Source organism: Vibrio sp. 1078-1, from assembly GCF_033340475.1.
Genome location: NZ_JAWOWM010000005.1, coordinates 60,320 through 85,579, shown reverse-complemented (window position 1 = coordinate 85,579; position 25,260 = coordinate 60,320). Strand labels below are relative to the sequence as shown.

Annotated in this window: 26 protein-coding genes; 7 read left to right on the top strand and 19 right to left on the bottom strand. The window is 42.4% G+C overall.

The window, feature by feature from the left end; all coding sequences use genetic code 11:
* Positions 1 to 32 precede the first annotated feature (32 nt).
* Both R7190_RS12705 and R7190_RS12700 read left to right on the top strand, forming a co-directional pair.
* Positions 33 to 872, top strand: a complete 840-nt coding sequence (locus R7190_RS12705) for a LysR family transcriptional regulator (protein WP_054576202.1) — start codon at positions 33 to 35, stop codon at positions 870 to 872.
* A 295-nt stretch (positions 873 to 1,167) separates the two neighbouring features.
* Positions 1,168 to 1,380, top strand: coding sequence for a hypothetical protein (locus tag R7190_RS12700; RefSeq protein WP_005376260.1), 213 nt, complete (start codon positions 1,168 to 1,170; stop codon positions 1,378 to 1,380).
* A gap of 90 nt (positions 1,381 to 1,470) precedes the next feature.
* On the opposite strand, the gene R7190_RS12695 is transcribed toward R7190_RS12700, so the two are convergent.
* The 10 genes from R7190_RS12695 to R7190_RS12650 form a co-directional block, all read right to left on the bottom strand.
* Positions 1,471 to 1,860 carry a universal stress protein gene (locus R7190_RS12695; RefSeq protein ID WP_017634770.1) on the bottom strand — a complete coding sequence of 130 codons (390 nt, stop codon included), beginning with the start codon at positions 1,858 to 1,860 and terminating at the stop codon, positions 1,471 to 1,473.
* Between the two features lie 874 nt (positions 1,861 to 2,734).
* The gene (locus R7190_RS12690) at positions 2,735 to 2,896 is read right to left on the bottom strand and encodes a YoaH family protein (protein WP_005376257.1); all 162 of its coding nucleotides are present in this window, start codon (positions 2,894 to 2,896) and stop codon (positions 2,735 to 2,737) included.
* 41 nt (positions 2,897 to 2,937) lie between these two features.
* Entirely contained in the window at positions 2,938 to 4,059 is a 1,122-nt protein-coding gene (locus R7190_RS12685; protein ID WP_053349901.1) for a conjugal transfer protein TraF, read from the bottom strand.
* A gap of 60 nt (positions 4,060 to 4,119) precedes the next feature.
* The gene (locus R7190_RS12680) at positions 4,120 to 5,001 is read right to left on the bottom strand and encodes a DUF2861 family protein (RefSeq protein WP_053303637.1); all 882 of its coding nucleotides are present in this window, start codon (positions 4,999 to 5,001) and stop codon (positions 4,120 to 4,122) included.
* A gap of 6 nt (positions 5,002 to 5,007) precedes the next feature.
* Entirely contained in the window at positions 5,008 to 5,670 is a 663-nt protein-coding gene (vxrB, locus tag R7190_RS12675) for a response regulator transcription factor VxrB (protein WP_005376251.1), read from the bottom strand.
* Complete coding sequence (vxrA, locus tag R7190_RS12670) at positions 5,645 to 7,099, bottom strand: sensor histidine kinase VxrA (RefSeq protein ID WP_025767766.1); 1,455 nt, start codon at positions 7,097 to 7,099, stop codon at positions 5,645 to 5,647. The genes vxrB and vxrA overlap by 26 nt, the downstream gene beginning before the upstream one ends.
* Positions 7,100 to 7,254: 155 nt before the next feature.
* Positions 7,255 to 8,631 (bottom strand): Re/Si-specific NAD(P)(+) transhydrogenase subunit beta, encoded by a 1,377-nt coding sequence (pntB, locus tag R7190_RS12665; protein ID WP_005376248.1) that lies wholly within the window; start codon positions 8,629 to 8,631, stop codon positions 7,255 to 7,257.
* Between the two features lie 8 nt (positions 8,632 to 8,639).
* Positions 8,640 to 10,196 carry a Re/Si-specific NAD(P)(+) transhydrogenase subunit alpha gene (locus tag R7190_RS12660; RefSeq protein ID WP_149192252.1) on the bottom strand — a complete coding sequence of 519 codons (1,557 nt, stop codon included), beginning with the start codon at positions 10,194 to 10,196 and terminating at the stop codon, positions 8,640 to 8,642.
* 434 nt (positions 10,197 to 10,630) lie between these two features.
* Entirely contained in the window at positions 10,631 to 10,912 is a 282-nt protein-coding gene (locus R7190_RS12655) for an HlyU family transcriptional regulator (protein ID WP_017634616.1), read from the bottom strand.
* A 41-nt stretch (positions 10,913 to 10,953) separates the two neighbouring features.
* On the bottom strand, positions 10,954 to 11,322 hold the full coding sequence (locus tag R7190_RS12650) for a late competence development ComFB family protein (protein ID WP_005376241.1): 369 nt from the start codon (positions 11,320 to 11,322) through the stop codon (positions 10,954 to 10,956).
* 253 nt (positions 11,323 to 11,575) lie between these two features.
* Between R7190_RS12650 and R7190_RS12645 the strand changes: the two genes are divergently transcribed.
* Entirely contained in the window at positions 11,576 to 12,814 is a 1,239-nt protein-coding gene (locus tag R7190_RS12645) for a GGDEF domain-containing protein (protein ID WP_031777241.1), read from the top strand.
* Between the two features lie 249 nt (positions 12,815 to 13,063).
* Here the strand turns inward: R7190_RS12645 and R7190_RS12640 are convergent, their stop codons facing one another.
* Positions 13,064 to 14,023 (bottom strand): diguanylate cyclase, encoded by a 960-nt coding sequence (locus R7190_RS12640; protein WP_017634619.1) that lies wholly within the window; start codon positions 14,021 to 14,023, stop codon positions 13,064 to 13,066.
* A gap of 273 nt (positions 14,024 to 14,296) precedes the next feature.
* On the opposite strand from R7190_RS12640, the gene R7190_RS12635 reads away from it, so the two are divergent.
* Positions 14,297 to 14,734 (top strand): DUF3069 domain-containing protein, encoded by a 438-nt coding sequence (locus tag R7190_RS12635; RefSeq protein WP_005376232.1) that lies wholly within the window; start codon positions 14,297 to 14,299, stop codon positions 14,732 to 14,734.
* A 76-nt stretch (positions 14,735 to 14,810) separates the two neighbouring features.
* Here R7190_RS12635 and modC read toward each other — a convergent pair whose 3' ends face one another.
* The 4 genes from modC to R7190_RS12615 all read right to left on the bottom strand — a co-directional run bounded on the left by modC (position 14,811) and on the right by R7190_RS12615 (position 18,907).
* Positions 14,811 to 15,917 carry a molybdenum ABC transporter ATP-binding protein ModC gene (gene modC, locus R7190_RS12630; RefSeq protein ID WP_085569024.1) on the bottom strand — a complete coding sequence of 369 codons (1,107 nt, stop codon included), beginning with the start codon at positions 15,915 to 15,917 and terminating at the stop codon, positions 14,811 to 14,813.
* Positions 15,914 to 16,603 (bottom strand): molybdate ABC transporter permease subunit, encoded by a 690-nt coding sequence (gene modB / locus R7190_RS12625; RefSeq protein WP_054575444.1) that lies wholly within the window; start codon positions 16,601 to 16,603, stop codon positions 15,914 to 15,916. Before modB ends, modC begins: the two co-directional genes overlap by 4 nt.
* Before the next feature lie 27 nt (positions 16,604 to 16,630).
* Positions 16,631 to 17,386, bottom strand: a complete 756-nt coding sequence (gene modA, locus R7190_RS12620; RefSeq protein WP_017634622.1) for a molybdate ABC transporter substrate-binding protein — start codon at positions 17,384 to 17,386, stop codon at positions 16,631 to 16,633.
* Between the two features lie 69 nt (positions 17,387 to 17,455).
* Positions 17,456 to 18,907, bottom strand: a complete 1,452-nt coding sequence (locus R7190_RS12615) for a cobyric acid synthase (RefSeq protein WP_047101159.1) — start codon at positions 18,905 to 18,907, stop codon at positions 17,456 to 17,458.
* Between the two features lie 155 nt (positions 18,908 to 19,062).
* Here R7190_RS12615 and R7190_RS12610 point away from each other — a divergent pair, with 155 nt between their 5' ends.
* Both R7190_RS12610 and R7190_RS12605 read left to right on the top strand, forming a co-directional pair.
* Positions 19,063 to 19,437 (top strand): YgiW/YdeI family stress tolerance OB fold protein, encoded by a 375-nt coding sequence (locus tag R7190_RS12610; protein ID WP_005376220.1) that lies wholly within the window; start codon positions 19,063 to 19,065, stop codon positions 19,435 to 19,437.
* Positions 19,438 to 19,591: 154 nt separating this feature from the next.
* Positions 19,592 to 20,128, top strand: coding sequence for a hypothetical protein (locus R7190_RS12605; RefSeq protein WP_017634623.1), 537 nt, complete (start codon positions 19,592 to 19,594; stop codon positions 20,126 to 20,128).
* Positions 20,129 to 20,257: 129 nt separating this feature from the next.
* Here the strand turns inward: R7190_RS12605 and R7190_RS12600 are convergent, their stop codons facing one another.
* The 3 genes from R7190_RS12600 to R7190_RS12590 all read right to left on the bottom strand — a co-directional run bounded on the left by R7190_RS12600 (position 20,258) and on the right by R7190_RS12590 (position 23,153).
* Positions 20,258 to 20,941, bottom strand: a complete 684-nt coding sequence (locus R7190_RS12600; protein WP_005388032.1) for an ATP-dependent zinc protease — start codon at positions 20,939 to 20,941, stop codon at positions 20,258 to 20,260.
* Positions 20,942 to 20,952: 11 nt separating this feature from the next.
* Positions 20,953 to 22,140: an aromatic amino acid transaminase gene (locus R7190_RS12595; protein WP_213986417.1), complete on the bottom strand. Its 1,188-nt coding sequence runs from the start codon at positions 22,138 to 22,140 to the stop codon at positions 20,953 to 20,955.
* A gap of 155 nt (positions 22,141 to 22,295) precedes the next feature.
* Positions 22,296 to 23,153, bottom strand: coding sequence for an AraC family transcriptional regulator (locus R7190_RS12590; RefSeq protein ID WP_025767758.1), 858 nt, complete (start codon positions 23,151 to 23,153; stop codon positions 22,296 to 22,298).
* A 120-nt stretch (positions 23,154 to 23,273) separates the two neighbouring features.
* Between R7190_RS12590 and R7190_RS12585 the strand changes: the two genes are divergently transcribed.
* On the top strand, positions 23,274 to 24,659 hold the full coding sequence (locus R7190_RS12585) for an MATE family efflux transporter (RefSeq protein WP_005388027.1): 1,386 nt from the start codon (positions 23,274 to 23,276) through the stop codon (positions 24,657 to 24,659).
* Between the two features lie 84 nt (positions 24,660 to 24,743).
* Here R7190_RS12585 and nrdG read toward each other — a convergent pair whose 3' ends face one another.
* Positions 24,744 to 25,214, bottom strand: coding sequence for an anaerobic ribonucleoside-triphosphate reductase-activating protein (gene nrdG / locus R7190_RS12580; protein ID WP_186585275.1), 471 nt, complete (start codon positions 25,212 to 25,214; stop codon positions 24,744 to 24,746).
* Positions 25,215 to 25,260: the final 46 nt, after the last annotated feature.

Here is a 25,260-nt window from a genome sequence, read left to right as displayed (position 1 = left end):
ACGTGACTCAGAGTTGCAAAAAGGTAACAATCATGGAATTGATGAACAATGAGCTGATCTGCTTTGCAGCCATTTGTAAACACCTCTCTCTTACATCGGCATCAAAAGAACTTGGAAAGTCGAAAGCTCAAGTCAGCAGGCAGCTAGCAGCATTAGAAAAACAACTTGGCGTAACACTCGTCCACAGAACAACAAGGAAACTCGTTTTAACTGATCATGGCGAAAGCATTAGAGAGCTTGCTATCAAGACGTTAGAGAGTTTGCACGAGTTAAATTACAGAGCTAGCTCGTTGAGTGAATGCATTGATGGAAAGTTTAAAATCACAATGCCCAACTCTATAGCCTCTTCTATTTTTGGTTCTGTTCTTAAAGACTTAAAAGAACGATATCCAAAAGTTGATTTTGAAATATCGTCAAGTAACAATGTAGAAAATTTATTAGAAAGCAATGTAGATTTAGCGATTAGGCTTAATAATGTTATTGATGACACTCTTATTGCACATAAAATTGGTGATTATAGTGATGTTTTGATATCTAGGGTAAGTAATGCCAACAACAAAACACTATTAATCTACAAACATCATTCGAATAAGGAATCAATTAAAAATCAATATACTGATGTTATCGAAGTTGATAACACCTCTATTTTAATAAACTTTGTTTCTGAGGGAGTTGGGGTTGGTGTCATTCCAAACTATCTTGTTAAAAGTAACTATATAGACAAAAACATCCGAATATCGCAAACTTTTGATATAGAACGTTCCATGTATATTGCCTACCCTTATCAAAACCCTTTGCCAAGAAAGCTAGCTGAGATATCTACTTTTATTCGGTCTGAGTTATCACAAGTATTGAAGAGTGAGTCATTTTAGGGCGGTTGTTCAGATTTAGAATTTTGCGTTGTCTACTCAACTAGGCCTAACGCTAATTTTTGTAACATATTATTTCAGCGGCATTTATTAACCCCCCATCTTTATGCTTGCTATCACAATGTGGGATGCTCTTCCGCTTTGTTATCAAGGTTTTGCGTGGAATAAATCACGTGGGGTAAATGATAGATTGACTTACATTAAAATTTTCATCAAAAGCAACTTTATATAAAATTGATTTCATACCAATCTATGTGTATCTTCTACCCATATCCCCACAATAACCAAGGAGAATGCCATGGATAAGCTACTCGCGTCTGCATTAGAAATTAAGCAGCGAACTATGGTGACTGGCTTTTTTGCTAGAAATGGATTCAAAATCGCTATGACCGATTTTGATGATGTCACTTTTGAGCGAGAAGGCGTGCAAGTTAACGTACATTTTGATCTGCAGTCAAACGCGGAGTCTGCATCTGTTTTATCTCATGAGGCATCAATCATTCCTGGCTAAAAACTTTTATTATCACCGATACACCAAGCCGAACATAAACGTTCGGCTTGTTAGTGACAAAAAATGATGAGTGCGAACAAGAGTTGTCGATCACTCGTCTAAATAGACGATTAATAAATCAGCTTCAACCTCGTTCACAACCTTTGGTATCGATGAAAAAAAGCGACTCAATAAGTTGTGATGATGACCACATACAACTAAGTCTATCCCCTCTTTTTTGACGATTCCCGATAGTTTTATATGAAGATCGCCGATTACTACCATGGTCTCGTTTACTGGATATAAGCATTTATCAGCGAGCTCTTGCAGCCTTCTTTCCAATTCTTGCTCTTCCTTCGCTTCCATGACTATGCGATCAACATCTACGTAAACAAATGAGAGTTTGCTGCTTGAGTTATCTGCTTGCATTATTGCTTTTTCGATAACGGCTTGGCTAGATTGAGATAAGTCGACAGCAACCAAAACGTGCTTATAACCCATCATTCCTCCCTAGGTTAGTTTTTGTTCTCATATTAAGTCTAGTCCACATAGAGCGAACACAACATCAAAACTACTGCTACATGATAGTTAAAGGAGTTTAGTGTAAAACAGGCAAATAGTTTTCATTACAACCTTGTTGCTTCCTCTCATCCAAAGATCAACGATGTTTTTCCAATTTCTTCTCTAATTATCGGACTATTTAACAGCAAGGATGCCAGGAAGCGTTACGTTGTAATGCGCGTTACTGCTCTTGATTTCTACTACTCTTGAGGATTCATATTACCCACTTCAACGTCGCCTAGTTTAGTAAAACTACTTTAGATTAAGCATATTCAATATGTAACGCTCCGCTCAAATCCAGGAGACGTATTTCGGCTAAAAAAGCAGCTCAATAAGATGAATTTCGATTCATCTATTACATATGTCTGCGAGTGCTTACTGTTCTTATATCGCTTATTTAATAACTCTAGTTTAATTATCGTTATAAGTTACGGTGTCTCTTTTTTTCTTTTTTTAGCATAATCTTCTGTCTGAGAACGAAGCTCTCTTGGGCTTTGTAATTAAATTACAAGATCAATCGCGACCAATATGGTTGGCAGATTAAAAGACCGAGGTAAACAATTGATATAATAGAGTTTAACTTATAAGTTCTTTAAAAAATGCCTAACTACCTGCACTGTGTAAGCCAAGGTTAATATGATGAGGTAAAATTTTACTAACCCGCTATTTAGTTTTAAAGGTAGTTGCACAAGATTACAATCATAGAGGTATAGTAAATTTTAGTTACAGCGTAACCAGGGTGGTGTTTGGGAGTGTAAAGGAATAGAAAATAGAAAGGCAAAAAAACAGGGCGTATGCCCTGTCCATGAATTGATTAGTTTTGTTGCTGTTGTTTTTCTGCGTACTCAGAACGAATCCGTTCGGCAACAATTTTGATAGCTTCTGCAGTACTTGTGCCCTTCGCCATCAATTCTTGAATTCTCTCTACAGCTTGTTGTTGTTCTTGGTGAGATAGAGGGGGTAAATCGTCAAACATAAAAAGCTCCTCATTTTGAGGAGCTGACTATAACGATTCAATTAATAGGTAGCAAGGAAATTAATGGATGCACCCATAGCGTTCTCGTTTGTGTACTGAGCTGCGATATCCAATTCGAACAACTTAAGTGGAGACAACCCGATACCAGCAGTAATGGTTCCTTCGTCCTTACTTCGAGCTAAGTTCTTCATATACCCTGCTCGTAATGCCATTTGACGCAAAATATCAAATTCAATACCAGCTCGAATCATTTGCGTATTATCATCAAAGGATGAAAAACGTTTTTCTTCGTTAAGATCGTAGTCAACACTCATCGTAAAGTAATCGGCAACAATCCCTGCCCCAACGGTGTATACAGGACGCATGCTATATTCGTATGATTTTATCGTATCGCTGCCATATTGGAATGATTTTGTTTTAACGTCTCTTCCGATCAAATTTTTCGCTGAAATACCGAGACGATATGGGCCAAAGAACCAAAGTGCGCCTGCGTCTAAGTTAAACATCGTTTCCGCGGTCTCATTTTCACGTAAGTCTTTAGTATCAAAATTCTGAAAACTCGTGGCGTATGAGTACGTGTATATACGCTGAAGTTTAGGAGTAACACCAAAAGAAAGGTGTTGGTTCATGAAATTAGTGTATTTAGCAAGTGAAATACCAGCTTCAGCCACGCCAATAGAAACACCTTGTACATAGCTATCATCTAATGGATTAGTACCTGAGGTATCAACATTTGGTTGTACGAATGATTCAGTGTATAGCTTACCGTATGCAGTTGCAGATAAGAATTTGTTGGGGATACCAATGGCAACGACACCACCAAGATCAAAGTCTGTCTTTTTCCCATCGATAGCATCCATCGATTTTTTGATTTCATCGACGTCTGTTAATTTGCTGATGCGTTCGATCTCATCAACTAGATCATATTGATCATCGTAGCTGCCACCAAAACTTGGCACGATCATGCCTGCATCGTCATTTCGACGATAAATCGCAGTAAGAGCGGGGTTGAAAAAAGGCGCAGTTAGATAAGTTGCTGATACGGTACCAACACCACCCATTGCATCACTACGAGCCTCTATCGCATAAGTAGCAGCAGAGGCAGCATTAGCGAAAAGAATAGTAGCAACAGAAGTGGCAAGAATTTTATATTTGTTTTTCATACTACACTTGTGATTTTAGTTCGTCCTGAACCTTTATCGGCACAAGTAGTATTTCTTTAACTATTCTTCCTGGGAAAGATCATAGGTTCGGCTAATAGTTTGAGCCTGCTCAACAATTATATCGCCCTGCCAACGGCGACTATTGATACTTACCGCCAATACGTATCTATCGTTTGGGACACCCGCTAGCTCCAATGAATTTGGATAGTTAGACTCGTAAGTCTTTTTCCACATTTGCTCGTACTGGCCATCAATGTAGTCATACAAACCGACTTCAAGTTGCGGTAATGGACAATGGGGATTACGAAGTGCGCTCTTTTCTACTTTCCAATTCTCTTTAGATGTCCAACGAACATATTGAGAAGAGTTTGAATCTCCAAGTATTACCCAAGTTCGATACTCTTGTTTATCAGTAGAAACAACGGTTAAGTGATATAAACCAGCTTCAAGCTTACCGGTTAAGTTATAGCGTTTCGAGTAACTACGCTCGTTGGCAAGTTCTGTCCCGTTCGGCTGTTGTTCATAGCTGAATGAACTGTCCGCGGATATAGAATCATCCACCCATCGATTAAATGAAATATTTTCGATGTCAGTTGTAGCTCTTAGCTTGATTACCAATCTAAATGTATCTCGCCCAGGGCTTTGAATAGTCTGACGAATAACGTTCACACCACTTATCCAATCAGGCAGCGTTACACCAGTGAGAGCCTTGCCACAGTTTTTAGATAGTGACTGACCAAGAAGATCATTAAGGTGAGGAGTCAAATCTTTACTTGGTTCCGTTTGCCAGAGTTCAACAAGAGAGTTGAACATACCCGCAAGATCATCTTCAAGTAAGTGTTGATGTGCCTGTGTTAAAGGCGTGTTAGTTTGAAACCAGTCCATTGCATGGACTGGTTTCACTAACGCTAATGAGAGAACTACAGGGAGTAGTATTTTCATTACGACTTATGCTTTCATCTTGTAGCCAACACCACGAAGTGTTTCAATTTCCAGTCCTGGCAGTTTTTGACGAAGCTGTAGTACATGTGTATCAACCGTACGTGTTGTCGGGAAGTGATTGTAACCCCAAACGTGGTCAAGTAGCTCATCACGAGTAAACACGCGACCTAAGTTTGACGCCAAAAATAGCAGCAAATCAAACTCTGTTCGAGTAAGCGTAATTAGCTCGTCTTTATAAGTCACTTCACGAGTCGAGCGGTCAATCTCTAAGTCTTTTGTAATCACTTTATCAGCGTTGCTTTGTTCTGCTGAATCCGGTGCTCGTAGCTGTGCACGGATTCTCGCAAAAAGCTCCGCCTCAGCAAAAGGCTTTGTTAAGTAGTCGTTCGCGCCGGAATCAAGGCCTGCAACTTTATCTTTTACGGTAACAAGTGCCGTTAACAAGATAACTGGTACGTCTTTAATCTGTTTCCATTCTGGGAGACATTGTACAGAGTCACCATCTGGGAGTTGGCGATCGAGAATTACCAAGTCAGCTTTTTTCCATTGTGGCTCTACGTCTGCAATACGCTCCACATGTAAACACTCATATCCTGCTTGTTCCAGGCTTACTAACAGGCCGTCAGCCAAGTTTTTATCGTCCTCAACGAGAAGCAGTGTCTGTTTCACAAGGTATCTCCAATATAAAAGTTGTAGGTGGTCCCATTAAGGACATTTTTCCGCCCATGCGGCCTACCATAGATTCAACGATTGTTAATCCAAGTCCTAACCCGCTCTTACTTACGAACGGTTTCTTCAAATTTGCCCAATCTTTAGCCGTTAGGCCTCCTGCATCTCGGACTTGGAATACTATTTTTTCTTCACTAGTTGAGACATCCAATTCAACCGGTGCGACACCGTACTTAAGCGCATTACGAAGCAAGTTATCGATACAAGTTCCTAACCAGTACACATTAACTTTAGCAGCCACATCTTCATTGATGTTAAAAAGCACGGCACTATCAAATTCTTCTTCGATCTTAAATTCTAACCAATCTGCAACGGATGGTACCCAGTCTGTTGCAAGCATTTGGTTATCAGATTGCAAATAATCTTTACTTGCTTCTGCCAATTGACGCAGGCGGCGCGTATCTTCACACAATCTGCGGAATTCGTCATACACACTTTCAGGCAAATGCTCGAACTCTCGACGAAAGCCTTCAACCGTTAGTGACAGAGATGCAATCGGTGTTCTGAGCTCATGCGTTAAAATTTGCAACACGAGCATTCTACTACGTAGTTCTTCTCGCTTGCTATTCCAACGGTACACCGCCCAACCAATCACCAAAAGAATATTGGCGATTACCAGTATGATCATACTGATCCGCAAAACTTGCGAGTGATCTTCTACATCCCAACAAATATTGCCTCGTTTAACAAAGCAACTTTTGCTTTGAGAGGCTAGAGCGTATGACAGACCCGCATTCGCTACGTTCTCTTGCCAGATATCTTTCTCGAAAACAAAGTAACGGTCACCACGTCTTAGCCAAAGTTCGTTACCTTCAATAAACATGCTCGCGCCTGCAATCAAAGCATTAATGGCGTCGTCATCCATGTTTTTCAAGCTTTCTAGCAACTCATCCCCTTCCTCGTTATCACGCTCTTTTATATGCATGTACTGAGATAGTTTGGGTTTGAGTTCTGGATACTTATCCACATAACGTGCCGCGTACGTCCCACCACCAGGGTGAATGAGACCACTACGCGAGAACCAACGAGGTGTCAGCTGCGTCCCTTTACAAATCGCTCTTGTAAATACTAAAGGCTCAGTAATTAAAGGACTTAATGGTAATTTGCCACGACAAGTATTCGCCAAGCTGTAAAGCTGTTGGATATCTTTTAACGGATAGTCAGACGTTTGCGGCAGAAGCGAATCTGGCGCAAGTAACTTGGTAGGATAATTTGATTGCAGAATACGAATATCGTACGACTTAAGAGCTACTTCATAGTTAAATAGCTCTGTAAACGTATCTATTCTTTCTGGTAGTGAATCGGAAAATGCAGGTGCCGAAAAAAGCGGCAATACAGTTGCAAAACCGAGCAAAAACTTTTTAATCAAACTGTTACCGTCACTTGTTACATTAGCCAAAACTATACATCAATCTACAAGCAATTGACATCTGCTAACAGAAGGATTTGCATTACTATAACATTGAAACGGAACAAAAAAGGGCCAGCGATTGCTGACCCTGTATAGTTTTAAATCAAGAATGGTTAAAGTGCTTTAAAAATAGACTCAACACTTTCTTTCGCATCACCAAATAGCATTGATGTATTTTCTTTGAAGAACAGTGGGTTCTGTACTCCTGCGTAACCAGTGTTCATTGAGCGCTTGAATACCACTACGTTTTTCGCGTTCCATACCTCCAATACGGGCATACCAGCGATTGGGCTGTTCGGATCTTCCAGTGCGGCTGGGTTGACCGTATCGTTAGCACCGATAACCAATACGGTATCGGTTTCTGCAAAGTCATCATTGATTTCATCCATTTCAAGAACGATATCATACGGTACTTTTGCTTCAGCGAGTAACACATTCATATGCCCCGGTAGACGACCCGCTACTGGGTGAATCCCAAAGCGAACTTCAATACCTTGTGAACGAAGTACATCAGTAATTTCATGAACAGGGTATTGTGCCTGAGCTACTGCCATGCCATATCCTGGAGTGATGATTACTGATTTTGAGTTCTTCAACATCTCTGCAACTTCTTCAGCCGTTGTTTCACGATATTCGCCCTGCTCTTCGTCACCTGAAATCACTATCTCTTGACCAAAACCACCGGCAATAACACTGATAAACGAACGGTTCATTGCTTTACACATGATGTAAGAAAGAATCGCACCTGATGAACCTACCAAAGCACCTGTTACAATCAATAGATCATTTGCGAGCATGAAACCTGCTGCCGCTGCTGCCCAACCTGAGTATGAGTTCAACATAGAGACAACAACTGGCATATCAGCACCACCGATTGAAGCGACTAAATGGTAGCCGAATGCGAACGCGATCAAAGTCATCACAATAAGAGCGAACATGCTGCCATCTGCTTTTACGAAGTAGATCATAAGAAGCGTAGAAATAACAACCGCTGCGAGGTTCATTTTGTGCTTATGAGGCAGGTTAAGTGGCGACGAAGAAATCACACCACGCAGCTTACCAAATGCGACAATTGAACCGGTGAAAGTTACGGCACCGATGAACACACCCAAGAATACTTCTACAAGGTGGATAACATGCTCAGCATGTGTTGCTGCTTCTGGCGCATCTAGGTAACTGTTGTAGCCAACTAAAACCGCAGCTAAACCTACAAAGCTGTGTAGAATCGCAACCAGTTCTGGCATCTCGGTCATTTCTACTTTCTTCGCATAGAAAATACCGATCGCACCACCTATCGCCATCGCGATAATGATCCAACCAAAACCTTGCGCATCTGGGCTAAAGATCGTCGCTATCAGCGCGATCGTCATACCAGCGATACCGTAGTAGTTACCATTACGAGCAGACTCTTGCTTTGAAAGTCCCGCCAAACTCATGATGAAAAATAATGCAGCAACAATGTAAGCTGCTTGTACTAATCCTGCAGACATTGTGACTCCTATTTATCTTTGCGGAACATTTCAAGCATACGCTTGGTGACGGTGAAACCACCGAAGATATTGATACTCGCGATCAATACGGCAATAAAAGATAGGAATGAAACGACGCCATTACCTTGTCCAATTTGCAGTAATGCACCAACGACAATAATGCCAGAGATAGCATTCGTTACTGACATTAGTGGAGTATGAAGTGCATGGGTAACATTCCATACTACGTAGTATCCGACAACACACGCTAGAACAAATACAGTAAAGTGAGAAAGAAACGCTGCCGGAGCAACCGATGCAACCCATGCAAAGGCTCCAACAGCCGCTGCCACACCAATAATTTTCTTCGTTGGAGACGTAGGTTCTTCTACTTTAGGCTCTGGCTTCGCAGGCTGTTCTTGTTTCACTTGCGGCTGAGCTGAAACCTGAATTGGTGGCGCTGGCCAAGTAACTTCACCTTCTTTCACCACGGTAACGCCACGGATAACAACATCTTCAAAATCAATATTGATGTTGCCATCTTTCTCTTTACACAGCAGTTTTAGAAGGTTAACAAGGTTTGTCGCGTAAAGCTGAGAAGATTGTGTAGGCAAACGACCAACCATGTCAGTGTAACCAACAATTTTTACCCCGTTATCCGTCATGATAACTTGGTCTTTCACTGTATATTCACAGTTACCGCCATTAGCGGCTGCCAAGTCAACAATTACACTGCCCGCTTTCATGCTGTCGACCATTTCTTTGGTGATCAACTTCGGCGCAGGTTTACCAGGGATGAGCGCGGTCGTAATAATGATATCAACATCTTTAGCTTGCTCTGCGTATAATTCTGCCGCTTTTTTGTTGAAGTCATCAGACATTTCTTTTGCGTAGCCATCCCCAGAGCCTGACTCTTCTTGAAAGTCAACGGTCAGGAACTCAGCGCCCATCGATTCAACTTGCTCTTTTACTTCTGGGCGGACGTCAAACGCACGGACAATGGCACCTAAGCTACCTGCAGCACCGATAGCCGCCAAGCCAGCGACGCCAGCACCCGCAACCAATACTTTCGCTGGAGGTACTTTACCGGCAGCCGTAATTTGACCTGTAAAGAAACGACCAAACTCATGAGCTGCCTCAACCACTGCACGATAACCAGCGATATTAGCCATCGAAGATAGCGCGTCTAAGGCTTGTGCACGTGAGATACGAGGAACGGAATCCATGGCAAGAACGTTAATGTTCTTACTTGAAAGTTGTTCCATCAACTCAGCATTTTGAGCCGGCCAAATAAAGCTAACCAGTGTTGATCCATCTTGCAGTAACGCAATTTCGTCAATGCCTTGCTCATCATCCACAATTGGCGCATTAACTTTTAAAATAAGGCCAGATGCCCAAACTTCTTCACTAGAAACGATTTTCGCACCAGCTGCTTCATAAGCGGCATCATCGAAACTCGCTAGCACCCCCGCTTGGGATTCAATCGCGACATCGAATCCCAATTTTATTAACTGCTCAACCGACTTCGGCGATGCAGCCACTCGCGATTCACCCGCGAGTATCTCTTTAGGTACACCGATTTGCAAAACGCATACTCCTTGTATACATATCAATAAATTAGTCCCAAAACAGAGCGTCGCTCTACTCTAATTCTTTTTTATTTCTATCTGTTTACCACGCAAGACAATTGCAAACGAAAGATGATGTTTGGGGACACCCATTTGCACAATAACACCTTGACTAACAGCCCTGTTATTATTCTGTTTGTATCGAACGCGTCTCATTACTTCAAGTGTTTTGTAATTTAAATACTAAATTTCATTACATATAACGCTAAGTAATGAATGATTGTCGCTCTGTGCTCGAAAAATAACAACGCAACACCGTACTAGACTGAGGTCTAACCAGGTAACGATTAAATACTGACTTAACAGAGATTTAAGCGTTAAAAAGAAAGAACCACTAGCATATACACTAATGGCTCTTTTTAAGATGACTGGAATCAAATTGCAGTAAATTGCTAGTCGAAGATTTTATCGCCCATTTGATCAATAAACATTTGAGATTTCTTCAACATAAGGTCATTGGCATCTTGCTCTGAGCCAAGTAAATCGGAGCGAATAAACCGATGTGTTTTCACTTCATCATTGTCATGCTTTTCTATTCGACCAGCGATGCGATATTGTCCGCCCTCTGAAAGGCTCTCTGGGTAAATAAAGAAACCTTTATACTCAACTGGCTCGATAGTTTTAGCTTCAGCGGTTTTCTCACTACCACCAAACAAACGCGAAAAAAATCCCACGATTCCTCCTTGGGTCAACTCACTAGTCAACTGAGCGACTCTTACTTGATATTAACGTTAAGGATCGGTTTTTCATACCAATCCAACTCTTTGTCATCATCATAACTAGTATGGGAAAAAATTACAGGCACATCATACTCTCGGTTCTTACGCCTGTCTTCTTTCACCATTTCTGCGGCGTTTTTCACCGCTATATCCGCGCTTTGCTTAAACTGGCTTAATTTTTGTTCAGGAAGTGAAGACAAAAAATCAATATCATGACGGATATAGACAGGCTTGAGCTGGATAAGCGCAAGGCAAGCAATATCGGCTAACTGTTCGTTGTCATACTGTTCTAAAAATTCGGGCAAACTGAGAACCTGGCCTACTAATGTTTCCATGTAATTGTGCACATCTGAGCTTATCTGCATCTGTAAATCTCCTTTTTCCTATGAAATGAGTATAGCAACGACTTGTTTATAACAACTTATTGATTGCTCTTAATTTAATCAATCTCTCTCTTTTTGCCGTAATGTCTTCCAAAATACTTGGGAAAAGGAACAAATAGACGTATTCTTGCTAGTTCTCAAAGTTCGAAATTCAATAACGGATAAATATCCATATTGATAAAACGATTTACCTAACCAATTATATAGTCAACTATTTTCAGGCAGTTTGTAATAGATGTCCTCATCGTCAATGACTTCATCAGGCTTCAGATTCTTATTCCCTTTTTTGCTACTGGGCATAGTGAGTTCGGGCATGGACAGCATTATTCAGATGACTCAGGCAAACTGGGGCATTGCCGCAAACTTGCCGTACATACTATTAGGTTGTGCGCTACTCCTTTGTTATTCATTTAAGCAAGGCAGAGAGTCCATGGTGTGCTTGGCAATGTTGCTAGCCTATTTTGTGATACAGCACCGCCTACAAGTCCCGCTTCAAAGTGGTACCGCTTTACTTGAGCTAACCATTTTAACCACGTTACTTCCTGTCTCGTTTCTTACGGTATTTTTGTTTAGTAAAGAAGGTTTTGACTCTAGAGCCATGTTGACTTACATCTTGATGTTAGCAATGTTCGTTCTTTGGTCTTATCTAACGCTAGCATATTACGTTGAAGGAGGGTTTGAACAATGGACAAGCGGTATTTTATTTATTGTACCTACGGTCTCTAAACTGCCTTTAATTCTTGTTTTATATTGCGTGGGTATTGTCTGTTTTCTTGGAATCCTTGTTTTAAAGAAGAATGAAATTATTCATGCGATGACCTACTCTGCCATGGTATTGGCGTCTGCGACGTTCATTTTCTTTGATGTGCAGTACATATCAAGCACCATGTTTACGCTAACAGGGCTGCTTATCATTATTTATGCCGCTTCCGCTAGCCATCAACTGGCTTTCACCGATAGCCTAACGCTGATTCCAAGCAGACGTGCACTTGATCTCGATCTAAAACACATGGGTAAGAAGTTCACGATCGCAATGCTTGATGTTGACCATTTTAAAAAGTTTAACGACACCTACGGTCACGATACTGGTGATGACGTTCTAAAAATGGTCGCTTCGCGCCTCACTAAAACCCCAGGCGGCGCAAAAGTTTATCGATTTGGCGGAGAAGAATTTACCATCGTTTTTAAAGGCAAATACGCTGACGAATGTAAGAACTTTTTGGAAGAAGCTCGCAAATCGATTGCAGAATACGAGATGATATTACGCGATGAAGAATCTCGCCCTGAGAACCATAAACAAGGACAAAAACGTCGTGGTAGCAACAGTTCGAAAAGAAAGTCGGTTTTTGTTACCGCAAGTTTCGGAGTTGCTGATAGCCGGAATGGGCAAGCTCCTCTGGACGTTATTAAATCAGCGGACGAAGCACTTTACAAAGCGAAAAAGGCCGGACGTAACTGCATAAAGCTTCGTTAGACCCTCACCAATCGTGAAAGTTAACAAGCTTGTCTGGGTTTAAAACAAAACCGAACTTCCCCATCAGCATAATAACTGCACTCATCGTTGCCACTATCCCGATGTTATCTATCTAATCAAAGGTATAAGGTATACGCCCGATTGCGACATTCCGTTCGCACTGTTTGCCTATCTTACTTTGAGTTAACTTTAAAAGAATTACCAAAACGTGACAACGCAACAAAAAAGTGGCATTCATAAGACTTTGTTTTAAAAAGAATTAACTACAGTATGTGTGTTTCTTCCCAAAGATTTTGATGTATATAGTGCTTTATCAACGGTTGCATACAAGTCTGATTGCACTTCTTTCCCTGTTGGTTGAAAAACAAAAACGCCCTGTGACACTGTCACTCTATTTGACACACTAGAATACTCATGTGGGTAATCGAGAAAATACATAGCCTCTTGTATACGCTCGGCTTCTCTTTCTGCTGTTTGAGTGTCGGTACACCCTAGCAACACAACAAACTCTTCTCCACCATATCGACCTACATATTCCCCAGAGCGACAAAACGTCGCCTTTAGTTGATTCGCAATCGCTTGCAAGCAACGGTCGCCTTCAATATGACCGTAATTATCATTAAACGGTTTAAAAAAATCGACGTCCAATAGAATCAAAGCCATTGGCATATTGTGACGGCCATGCCATGCAACCATCGATTCCAACTTATGGTCGATATAACGGCGGTTATAGAGTTTGGTTAGGCCATCTTCATTCGCTTGCTGAGTCAAAAGTTGATTAACTTGCTCCAATTGAGCTGTCGCTTGCTTAAGCTCTCGTCTCATATGAGCAATACGCTGCATTGCGATAAGTTTAGAGTTCAGTACCAGTTTATCTACCGGCTTAATTAAATAGTCATCACCGCCCGCGTCTATGGCTTTAGCAATCATTTCTGGCTCTTCGTGACTACTCAAGAAAATAATAGGGATCCAATCCGGAAACGTTTCTCTTATATGAAGAGAGACTTCAAAACCGTTCATATCTGGCATTGATATATCGAGTAACACCAGTTCCGGATCAAAACTCTCGTAGGTATTTAACGCCTCTAGTCCACTACCTACGGCTTTTACAATATGTCCAAGTTGCTTTAGACGAATAGCCAACTGCATCCTGTCTAGCTGAACATCGTCAACCAGAAGGATTCGCATCGATGTCCCTGTCGGTTGCATAACGCGTTCCATTTTTAATTATGTCTTTATTAAACATATACCATACTCATAGAGTTGTTGCATTCGACTCATAATTAAGTGCTATATTTTTGTTTGAATATCACGGAATCCATTGCATAAAGCAGTTAGACTGGACGTTACCCTATCTAATCATGGCCTGTGAGCAGAAGTTCAACAAACTCATTCACTTTGGTCATCTTGTGGATTAATGGGTATAGCTATTTGATGCATTTGGTATTAATATTCCCGCCTTTTTGTAATGAGAGACACACCATGTCAGAAGCAACTAACAGCGAAAGCAAAAAAATCGATCTAGCCAGCATTTCTCCAGAGCTACGTAAAGTTATCGAATTTGACGAAGTTCCAGAGCAAATGTTCGAAATGGTTACCTCTATCCATGAAGTGTCTGAAGAAGCGGTACGTGAATCATGGGACGAAATGCCAGCAAGTGCACAGAACATTCTAGACAACTTTGAACAGTTTCATGCTCTAGTTTCTGTAGGCCAAGCATTCGCTGGTATTAATGTGATGGAAGAGTTTCCGACTCTTAATCTGCCAGAAAACATGACAGATGAAGATAAAGAAGAATACCGTGCTCAACTACTTGATAATGTGCTTCACAACTGTGTGAAAGACATGGTTAAGCAACTTAAGAAAGCACGTCGTGACCCACTTCTTAAGCGTGAATTCAAAGAAGTATTCGCGAAGTAATTCCGACATTCTTCTAGTAACAAAGGCCGCACTTTGCGGCCTTTTTTGATCATGAAGCGTAAATCAGTCTAAACGGTTAATGAGGCGCTAGTGCCATATCTTTTTGTGTCACACTGACACCTTTAATTTGTGCAAAAACACGGCTACCAACTTTTAGGTTGAGATCATCAAGGGCCCACGGTGTGATCGTTGCCCACAAATAACATTTCTCGTCTAGCTTGAGTGATACATTAATACTCTGCTTGTCATCGGCTGCGTTAAACGCCTCGATGGAATCGACAATAGCAGGCAAAATATTTCGAATCGACGTCGCCTTGGGTTGCTCGAGCGTGATAGAAACGTCGTTGGCACGCACTTGCAAGCGTATTGGCGTGTCTGGTGTTCCGTCGATCTTTTGCACCCACAGGAATACATTAGGTGCAAGGCTGATACAAGTCAGTGCATAACGTGCATGATGTTCAGCAATCCGGCCTTCAAATAAGCTGCTTTGATCTGAGAAAGATTGCCATGGACGCATAGCATGAGAAGCCCACACTTCCTCAAGCTTACCTGAACTCGAAATTTTACCTTGGTCAATAATTGCAAGGTGCTGAGCAAGCCTTAAAATTTCCTGGAGACTGTGTGTGACATAGATAATAGGGATATTTACCTTCTCCGACAACTCCTCAAGAAAAGGCATTACCTCACGCTTTCTTGGCATATCGAGTGAGGCAAGTGGCTCATCCATCAAAAGCAAATTGGGTTTAGATAGCAATGCGCGCGCAATCGCAACACGTTGCTTTTCACCACCAGAAAGTGATACCGGAAAGCGCTTTAGTAACGGTTTGATAGACAAGAGTTCGGTGACTGCATCAAAATACTCGTCATCTTTTTCTTTAACGCCATATAACAAATTGCCTTGAACCGAATAGTGAGGAAACAGACGTGAATCCTGAAACACATAACCAATACCACGCTTGTGCGTTGGTAGGTTGATTCCCTGTTCACTGTCAAACAAAACATGCTCACCAACCGCAACATACCCTTGCCTTGGAGTGACCAATCCGCTGATGATGTTAATCAACGTCGTTTTACCTGCACCAGATCGTCCAAACAAGGCACTAATTCCATTACAGGGTAACTTAAGTTTGATGTCGAAGTCAGTCTCACCAAGCATTTGTTTAAATTGGACTTTAATCGTCATTGCTTCGCACCCAATCTGCTTGCCGCTTTACGATTTAGCCATTCAGAGATCATTAATGTAGACAAGGCTAACGCGATAGAAATGATACACAGACGAGCCGCCTGCATTTCTGCACCTGGCGTTTCAATAAAGTTGTACATTGCCAGCGGAATCGTTTGGGTCTCACCCGGAATGTTAGAGACGAAACTGATCGTCGCCCCGAATTCGCCAAGACTACGAGCAAATGACAGCATCGTGCCCGTAATAATTCCGGGAATGGTCAGTGGTAACGTGATGGTGAGAAACACTTTTAAAGGAGAAGCGCCTAACGTAGAGGCTGCGTGCTCCAATTTAGGGTCGACGCTATCTAAGCTTAAGCGTACTGAACGAACCATCAAAGGCAAAGCCACGACAATACAAGCGACTACTGCCCCTTTCCAATTAAAGCTAAATACTACCCCTAAGTTTTCATAGAGCCACTTTCCAAGGACCCCTTGTCGTCCTAAAGAAATCAACAATAAATAGCCGATTACCACTGGCGGCAATACCAGTGGTAAATGAATTAAGCTATCGAGAATCGATTTACCAAAGAACGTTTTTCGAGAAAGTAGCCAAGCAAGAAAAACGCCGAGAGGAATCAGCCAAAGTACTGCGTACGCGCCTACTTTGAGGCTTAACATTAAGGCTTGGTATTCCAGTTCTGTCACGCTTCGTTCCTATAATTGAAGGCCGGTTTATTGCTGAAAGCCATATTGAGCAAAAACGCGTGCGGCTTCGTCCGATTTTAGGTATTGGAAGAACTGCTCCGACTCAGTAGAATCATTCACAATTGCAGCCGGGTACACAATAGCCGCATGCGTATCACTCGCAAATTCGCCGACAATTTTGACTTTATCAGTTAACTGAGCATCGGTTTTGTAGACCACACCTAAAGGCGCTTCTCCACGTTCAACCAACGCCAAAGCTAAGCGCACATTCTTTGCTGGTGCGACGTGAGTTTGAACCGCTTTCCATACACCCAGTGTAGTCAATGACTCTTTCGCGTACATACCAGCAGGTACTGACGTCGGATTGCCTAAAGCAAGACGATTTCCATGCAATGCCTTCTCCCATGCCTTTGCATCAGAAAAGTTAAATGAGGTTAATTCTGAAGACTGGGGAGCAATCAACACTAAGCTATTGCGCACTAGATTTGTGACATTGTCACGAAAAATGACGTCTTTATCGACCAAATAATCCATCCATTTCGTGTTCGCAGAAATGAATACATCCGCTGGTGCGCCATTGATAATTTGTCGAGCGATAGAAGAAGAACCACCATAAACGGGAGTGATAGAAACGTCATACTTTTCTTCAAAGTTTTGCGCGATCTCGTTAATCGCATTCGTCATAGAAGAGGCTGCATACACTTTTAGGTTCGTTGCTGCGTTTGCTGAAAATGAAATGCTTAATACTGCCGCAAGGCAAGCATGCTGTTTCCATGCTTTCATAGAGATACTCCAATACAAGGCAAGCGAAAGAACAGGTTATTTGAATATAAAGTTCAATCAGTTAATGTGCTATTTAAACAAAAAATCAAGGCGCATATGTTGTTCTATCGCATCTGCGATGCGATTAATGCCTTGCTCCTTTAACTCTTCAAAGTCTTGTTGTTTGATTTGGGTGCCGTTTACCCATTCTGATACCAGGCTTAAGACATCTGCCTCGTCAAAGAACCCGTGAAGGTAGGTTCCCATGATTTGGCCACACTCGCTGATCGCCCCCTCCGCTTCACCGGAACTGAATGTAAGAGGTTGCAGGCCCCGTACTTCACTTCGCCCTACGTGGATTTCATAACCCTTTACATTGGCTGTTTTGCCGTTAAGAGAAAGCTGTGCTTGTGTGTTTGTAAGCTGTTTGCTGTTAGTTAGCGTCGTAGTGATATCAAGCAACCCAAGTCCTTCGCTTTGACCTGGTTGGCCTTCGACGCCGTTTGGATCATCAATCAAGTTTCCAAGCATCTGGTAGCCGCCACAGATACCAATCACTTTTCCACCAAGACGAATATGACGCAAGATATCGTTATCCCACCCTTGGCTTCTTAGATACTCCAGATCGTCTCTCACTGATTTGGTCCCAGGCAAAATAACCAGGTCGGCTTTATCTATTTTTTCGCCTTTACCTACATAACGTAGATTGATGTCTGGATTCAATCGCAGCACATCAAAATCAGTATGATTACTAATCCGGGTTAAAACAGGCACAACAACATTCAGTTTTACCTCAGAGTGCAACTCTTGCTGCGCAGTGATCGCGTCTTCTGCTTCTAAATTCAAACCATGGAGAAAAGGAAGTACACCAAGTACAGGTTTACCTGTTTTTTCTTCTAGCCAATCGAGGCCCGATTGCAATAAACGAATATCACCTCGAAAACGGTTGATAACAAATCCTTTTACTCGCGCTTGTTCAGATTCAGAAAGTAGCGCAAGTGTTCCGTACAAATGTGCAAACACTCCACCACGATCAATATCAGCAACAATGATCACTGGTACATCAGCGGCCTCAGCAAAACCCATGTTTGCAATATCGCCTTCTCGTAAATTGATTTCAGCAGGACTCCCCGCGCCCTCGATAATGATCGAATCAAATTCTTGAGTCAGACGAGAGAAGGAATCTAACACCGTGTCCATCGCCACTTTCTTGTAATCATGAAAGCCAGCCGCATCCATATTGGAAATCGCCTTACCCTGCAAAATGATCTGAGCACCTGTATCACTGTTAGGTTTAATTAAAACCGGATTCATATGTACAGTTGGCTCAATATTACACGCCTGTGCCTGAACGGCCTGTGCTCGACCTATTTCACCGCCATCTTTGGTTACCGCACTATTTAGTGCCATGTTTTGTGGCTTAAATGGGGCAACATTTATCCCTTTTCGTGCTAATACACGGCATAAACCTGCCACAAGGACACTTTTTCCGGCATCCGAAGTGGTGCCTTGAACCATTAAAGATGGGATCGCTGATTTCATGAATGTTTGTAAGGAATAGAGGAAGATGAACAATCATAACGTCATCGTCCCCACTTACTCAAGCAAATGAATAGAATATGAATGTTGAAATCATCATTGGTTCAAACAAGCCCTGTTTTAATGACCCCATCAAAACAAACCGATGAGGATGTAACATGAAAAAGAATACAATTATCGCAACAATCGCCGCCTTAGCTATTGCTCCTTCTATCGCGTTCGCGAAAGATAACGCTCAAAACCAATCAAACTTGCAGTTTAACGGTCCTGTCACTGTGGAAAAATTGGATGCCTTGCTAAACGACTCCAATATGTTTACTGAAAAAGATGTGGTCGTTGAAGGTAACTTATTGCGTCAAGTTCGCGCGGATAAGTTTGTCTTTAGCGATGGTTCCGGTGAAGTGATGGTCGAACTCGATGACGATATTCAGCTAAATACTCCGATTGATCACACGACTAAAGTCCGTCTGTTTGGCGAATTTGAAGGCGGGAACAAACCAGAGATTGAAGTCGAACAACTCGTGGTCATGTAAAACAAACCCCGATTGCTGTGCATATCAACATGATGTAGTGACGATTACAGCTAAATAGTGACGGCAAGCACTTAAAATGATAGCTTTATCAATCTTGGTCTGCTTTTTGCAGACCATTTTTTTGTTCATTTTAATCATCTTGCCCGGAGACACCATGCTAGGTAAAGCTCTAAAGGTTGCAGCCTTTGGTTTGTGTGCTATTTTGCCACTTTCCGCACACGCAAATAATTTCAACTACAACACGATGGAATTTCGCATGGGCACTAGCCCTGGTACATTTGGTGGCGAGTTCAATACCTACTTTACAGAGAATACCCATTTCATTGCTCGCGCAGACAGTGAATTCAGCGGAGACTGGGACATTGCTGGTGGTATAGGCTTTAATGGGCCAGCAGGCCAATTTGCAGATATTTATGGCCAAATGTTGGTACACAACATTAAAGAGAACGGCAGTGATAAAGTGGGCGACGAGTGGCGCACGGAAGTGAATATTGGCACTCGTATTTGGTTTATGCAAAATGTTGAGCTACATGGCCGTATCGGCCAAATCATAGATAATGACGATTCGAACACCATTTACAATCTGGGCGCACGATTCCACTCAACTCAGCAACTATCGCTTGGTGCAGATTTCAAAAATAATGGTGTCTATGGCCAGCAAATTGTAATGTCTGCTCGTTTTGCATTTTAGTGGACATGACTATGACTACCAGGGCATCACAAGCAAGCATATGATTCAATAAAAATGGCCTCCAATTTTGGAGGCCATTTTTTGTTAATCACGAATCATTAGCTTGTAGCAGAAACTAGCTGTAATACATCAGTTTTTAGCGGTTTTTTTAGGTTTATCTTGCACATATTTTTTCGATACATCTACAACGGCGATATCTCTAAAAAAGCTTCGACCAAGCAAAATTGGAAACGTCATATGTCCGCGATCCGCTAACGTAAACTCTGTCTTTTCTTTGTGATCCCCAACGGTAATGTAGGCTTTTACCACCGCTCGTTTATCCACCTCTTCTGACGAAGACTGCTTAACTTTAGCCCAGCGCTCAACGGGTACTTTAAATTCTTTGGTGTCTTTGTCACCTAAATCTATCTTAAATTTAACCCAGTCTTTACCATCACGCTCAAACGGAACAATGTCAGTCGCACTAATTGATGATGTTGTCGCACCTGTATCGACTCTAGCCTTGAAAGTCTGGTCAATTTCAGGAACATAAACCCATTCTTCAGAACCAAGAATTAACATGCCATCGGGTGTTTTTGTGACCTTGACTGGCTTCTTAGGCTTTGGTTCCGGCTTTTTCTCAGGTTTCGCTTCTGGTTTGGGCTCCACCTCTGGCTTTGGATCTACATCAGGTTTCACTTCTGGCTCGACTTTAACGGGCTCTTCGACCTTTGGCGACTCTGGCTCAACAGGTTCCTGCGTCGTTTGAGTTGACGTACAAGCAATTAAACTGCCGCTCATCATAAGCGGCAGAATCAGTTTCCAGTTTTTCATCCACACTCCAATTAAGCTTGAGATACTTTCTTAATTGCGTCCGCTACGTATGGAATATGAGTTTCGGTAAGTCCGGCAATGTTAATTCGACCATCGCCAACACCATAAATGCCATAATCTTCACGCAGTTGCGCCATTTGGTTTCCACTAAAGCCTAGCACAGTAAACATGCCTTTGTGACCCTCAATGAAATCAAATTGATCTGTATTATGGTTGTTTCTCAACTCGTTACACAAACTTTGACGAAGGCTAACCAAACGATGTTGCATTTCACTCAATTCTTGCTTCCAAACGGAAGTGAGATTGTCATCTTGCAGAATGGTCTTAACTAAAGCTGCACCATGGTCGGGTGGCATCGTGTAAGTCGAGCGAGCTAGAGTGAGGAGTTTACCTTTTGCATTGGTTACATCATGCATGTTCTTACCAACCACAATCGCTGCACCAGTTCGTTCACGGTACAGACCAAAGTTCTTCGAACATGAAGTAGTAATCAACATCTCTTCAACGTTATCTGCCATAAAACGAAGGCCTTTTACGTCTTCTTCTAGGCCATCACCGAAGCCTTGGTAAGCAATGTCCACAAATGGGATGAAACCGTTCTTCTGCGACAATTCTGTAATGGCTTGCCAAGCAGAGAAGTCAATATCCGCACCAGTTGGGTTGTGGCAACAACCATGAAGAAGTACCACATCTGAAGGCCCAGCTTTCGCAAGATCATCCATCATTTTTTCGGTGTCTACTTGTTTCGTTTCCGAAGAGAAATAGTGGTAGAACTTAACTTTAAGGCCTGCTGCTTCCATCACTGGCTTGTGGTTTACGTAGCTTGGGTTGGAAATCCAAACCGTCGTATCTGGCTGTGCGATCTTCATTAGATCACCGAGCATACGCAGCGCACCACTTGCACCTGGCGTTTGAATAGCTGCAACACGATCCATTGCAGACGTTCCCGTCAGTAGCAAATCGATCATGCTTTTATTAAATTCTTCGCAACCTGCAAGACCAACATAAGACTTGGTTTTTTGAGTTTCAACAACGACATCCTGCGCCATTTGAATGGCTTTCATAATCGGCGTTTCGCCTGCGCTGTTTTTGTATACGCCAATGCCAAGGTCAACCTTGTTTGGACGTTCATCGTTACGGTATGCAACGGATAGAGATAAAATAGGATCTAATACGGGAGTTGGGAGATTAGAAAACATGAAAGTCATAACCCTTTGAAATTCAAGTACCGAACCTCACGTTAACACCATCGCAAAAAATGACGAAATGATTTTTCACTTATTTCATCAATTAGAGAACAAAATTCTGGATTGCGGTGAGTTTTGTGCGCTCTATCGTTCAGAAAAAGAACGATTCACTCCTCGTTGTACCAATCCACTCTACCGTTTTTTCTAAACTCTCTTGGTGTCATGGTCGACCACGCTTTAAAACGTGTACTAAAGTTAGCGCTGGTCGGATATCCGACTATTTCTCCAATATGCTGAATTGGCCATTCTGTTGAACGAAGTAACCTAGCAGCATATTCCATGCGCATACGCGTTAAATGTGCCATTGGGCTTCGACCAAACTGCTTTTGAGTCAGTCGATGCAAATGAGGCTCCGAACATGGATATAGAGCCGCCACCTGCTCAACGCTCCAATCCTTATGGAGCTGACGTTGGACAAGGTCAAATACACGCCGAAGCCTCAATTGGCTGCGTGATATCGACTCTGAGGGCGGCATGTTTAACATCAGCTCTAACTGAGCCACACTATGCTCACCTACCGCACCACCATAATCGATTGGAAGGTTAATGCTGCGTAGTAACGTTTGGATACATGCATACATCACTTCAGGTGTAGATGAAAGCTGGTAGCGAACATCGCATTCTAATATCGGCCACTCTCTATCAGGAGCAAGAAAAAGCCACGCGATCTGCCAAGGTTCTTCTTCTATACCAAAACCGTTTTCAACACCTGCGGGTACTGTAATCAACGAGCCCGGTTCCAAATCGTATCGATAAGTCCCACTCTCTAGCCACCCTTTACCACGCACCGTATAGAGCAGCATGTGTTTCTTTTGGTTTTTACGATAAACAGAGAAGAAGTCACGACAAGTGGCAATGCCGCACTGCACAATGCCTCTCTCCTCAAGTGCTAATACTCGACTGTGATCAATAAACTCTTGATAAGTTTTTTCTGAAATCGCGTAGCGTTCTTGTTTATCTTCCATGATTTATTGGCTCACATGTGCGTTAGTAGAGAGTTTTACAAAGGTTTTGGATTCCTTTGAAAAATACACCGCCAAATCATGAGGATAAACTACTCGCATTAATCTTTAAGGAGAAATGCGATGCTCTTAACACGCGAATACATCGATAAAGCATTTTGGCAAAAGCTGATTACGATTGGCCTACCTGTTTCACTTCAGTCCATGCTTTTTGCTTTGCTCGGCGTCGTGGATATTTTCATGGTAAGCCTACTCGGAGAATCTGCAACGGCAGCAGTTGGAGTTGGAAATCGTATCTTTTTCTTCAACCTAGCGGTTGTCTTTGGCCTGTGCGGTGCAGTTACCGTACTTGCTTCGCAATACTACGGCTCAGGAAACCTAGCCGGAATTCGCAGAACGTTGGCGCAATCTTGGTTTATTTCCATTTTGGTGACGCTGCCGTTTATCGTTCTTTATGCGATTTTTGATGAAGAGATCGTCTCTTTTATGTCAGACGATCCTGAATACGTCACTTATGCACGTGATTATCTTGTGGTTACGGGCTTTAGCCTCATTGCTACGGCGATAGTAGTACCGATTGAAGCGGTATTGCGCTCCGTGGGCCAAACCAAACTGGCAACCAACGTTAGTATCTCCGCCATTGTCGTTAACGTCGCGCTTAATTATGTTTTGATTTTTGGTTTATTTGGTTTCCCTCAATGGGGCGTATTTGGTGCAGCCGTAGGTAGTTTTGTTTCTCGATTTTTCCAAACCGCCGTCTTGATTTATTTTTTCTACAAACGATATGCTTACCTAATTCCGACTAAGTTCGATTGGGTACAAGGCCGCTTAAAACAGTATCGAAAAAAGTACTTTAAGGTTTCTTTACCCATGTTGGTCCACGATGCGCTTTGGACTGGTGGATTGATCGTTTACAGCATCATCTATGGTCAATTGGGCGTTTCAGAACTGGCGATCATCTCATTCTTATCACCGATTGAAGGGGTACTGATTTCAACCTTTATGGGATTTGCGGTCGCTGCATCCGTTCTTCTTGGGAATGATATTGGTGCAAAACATTATGACCGAGTCGAGAAAACGGCGTGGTGGTATGTGTTAACCAGCGCAATCTTAGCCACCTTGCTGTTTTTCCTAGTGTGGTTGAGCTCGCCCATGATTCATCACCTATTGGTACTGAGCCCGTTAACCGATGCAGACATGGCACTTAACGTATGTTTAGTCATGGCGCTAGGTATGATTTTGAGGGTGTTTAACATGGTTGGGATTGGCGGCGTACTAAAGAGTGGCGCTGATATTCGCTATAGCATTTTCATCGACACGTTCGGTCAGTGGGCTATTGGCATCCCCCTTACTTATTACACAGGCATGGTGTTAGGGCTGCCTTTGCATTTTGTCTTGATGTCTCTGCTCGCGGAAGAGTTAGTGAAAGGCGTACTGACGACTTACCGTATTCAATCTAAACGTTGGATAAATAATATGGTTGAAGATGACCAATCGGTGACGGCGTAACCAAAAAGACATTAACGAACTCACACCAAAAGGGCTCACCCGTTATGCACGCGTGAGCCCTTTTTATGTGCGGAGAATGCTTGATTAGATGTCCGTAAAGCGATGAATGATTTGGTTTGAACTGCCACGCCATTCGAGATTGAGGTCTTTCTTGTCTTGTTCAAACTTACCATCAATCAAAACATCGATGTATTGCACCACTTCCCTTTGCGCGTCATTCAGTTCCGTCAGCGTGTAGCCAGTCCAAACCCAAATGTCTTTACCTGGGCACTCCTCTCTCACCCTTTTCACTATCTTCAAAATATGAGGCACATTAGCAGGGTGAAGCGGATCTCCACCCGACAACGACAAGCCACGGCGTTTGATACGCGTGTCGTTTAAGTCAGCGATGATTTTGTCTTCCGCTTCTTGCGTGAAAAGTGCACCAGAATCCAAACGTTGCGTCGACTGGTTATAACAGCCACGGCACTGATGCACACAACCCGACACAAACAGCGTGCAGCGCGTACCCGGTCCGTTAACAACGTCAATTGGATAGTATTGGTGATAATTCATAATGCGTCTCTGTGTTATCGCGAAAGAGAAAATCAACCTGTTTAAA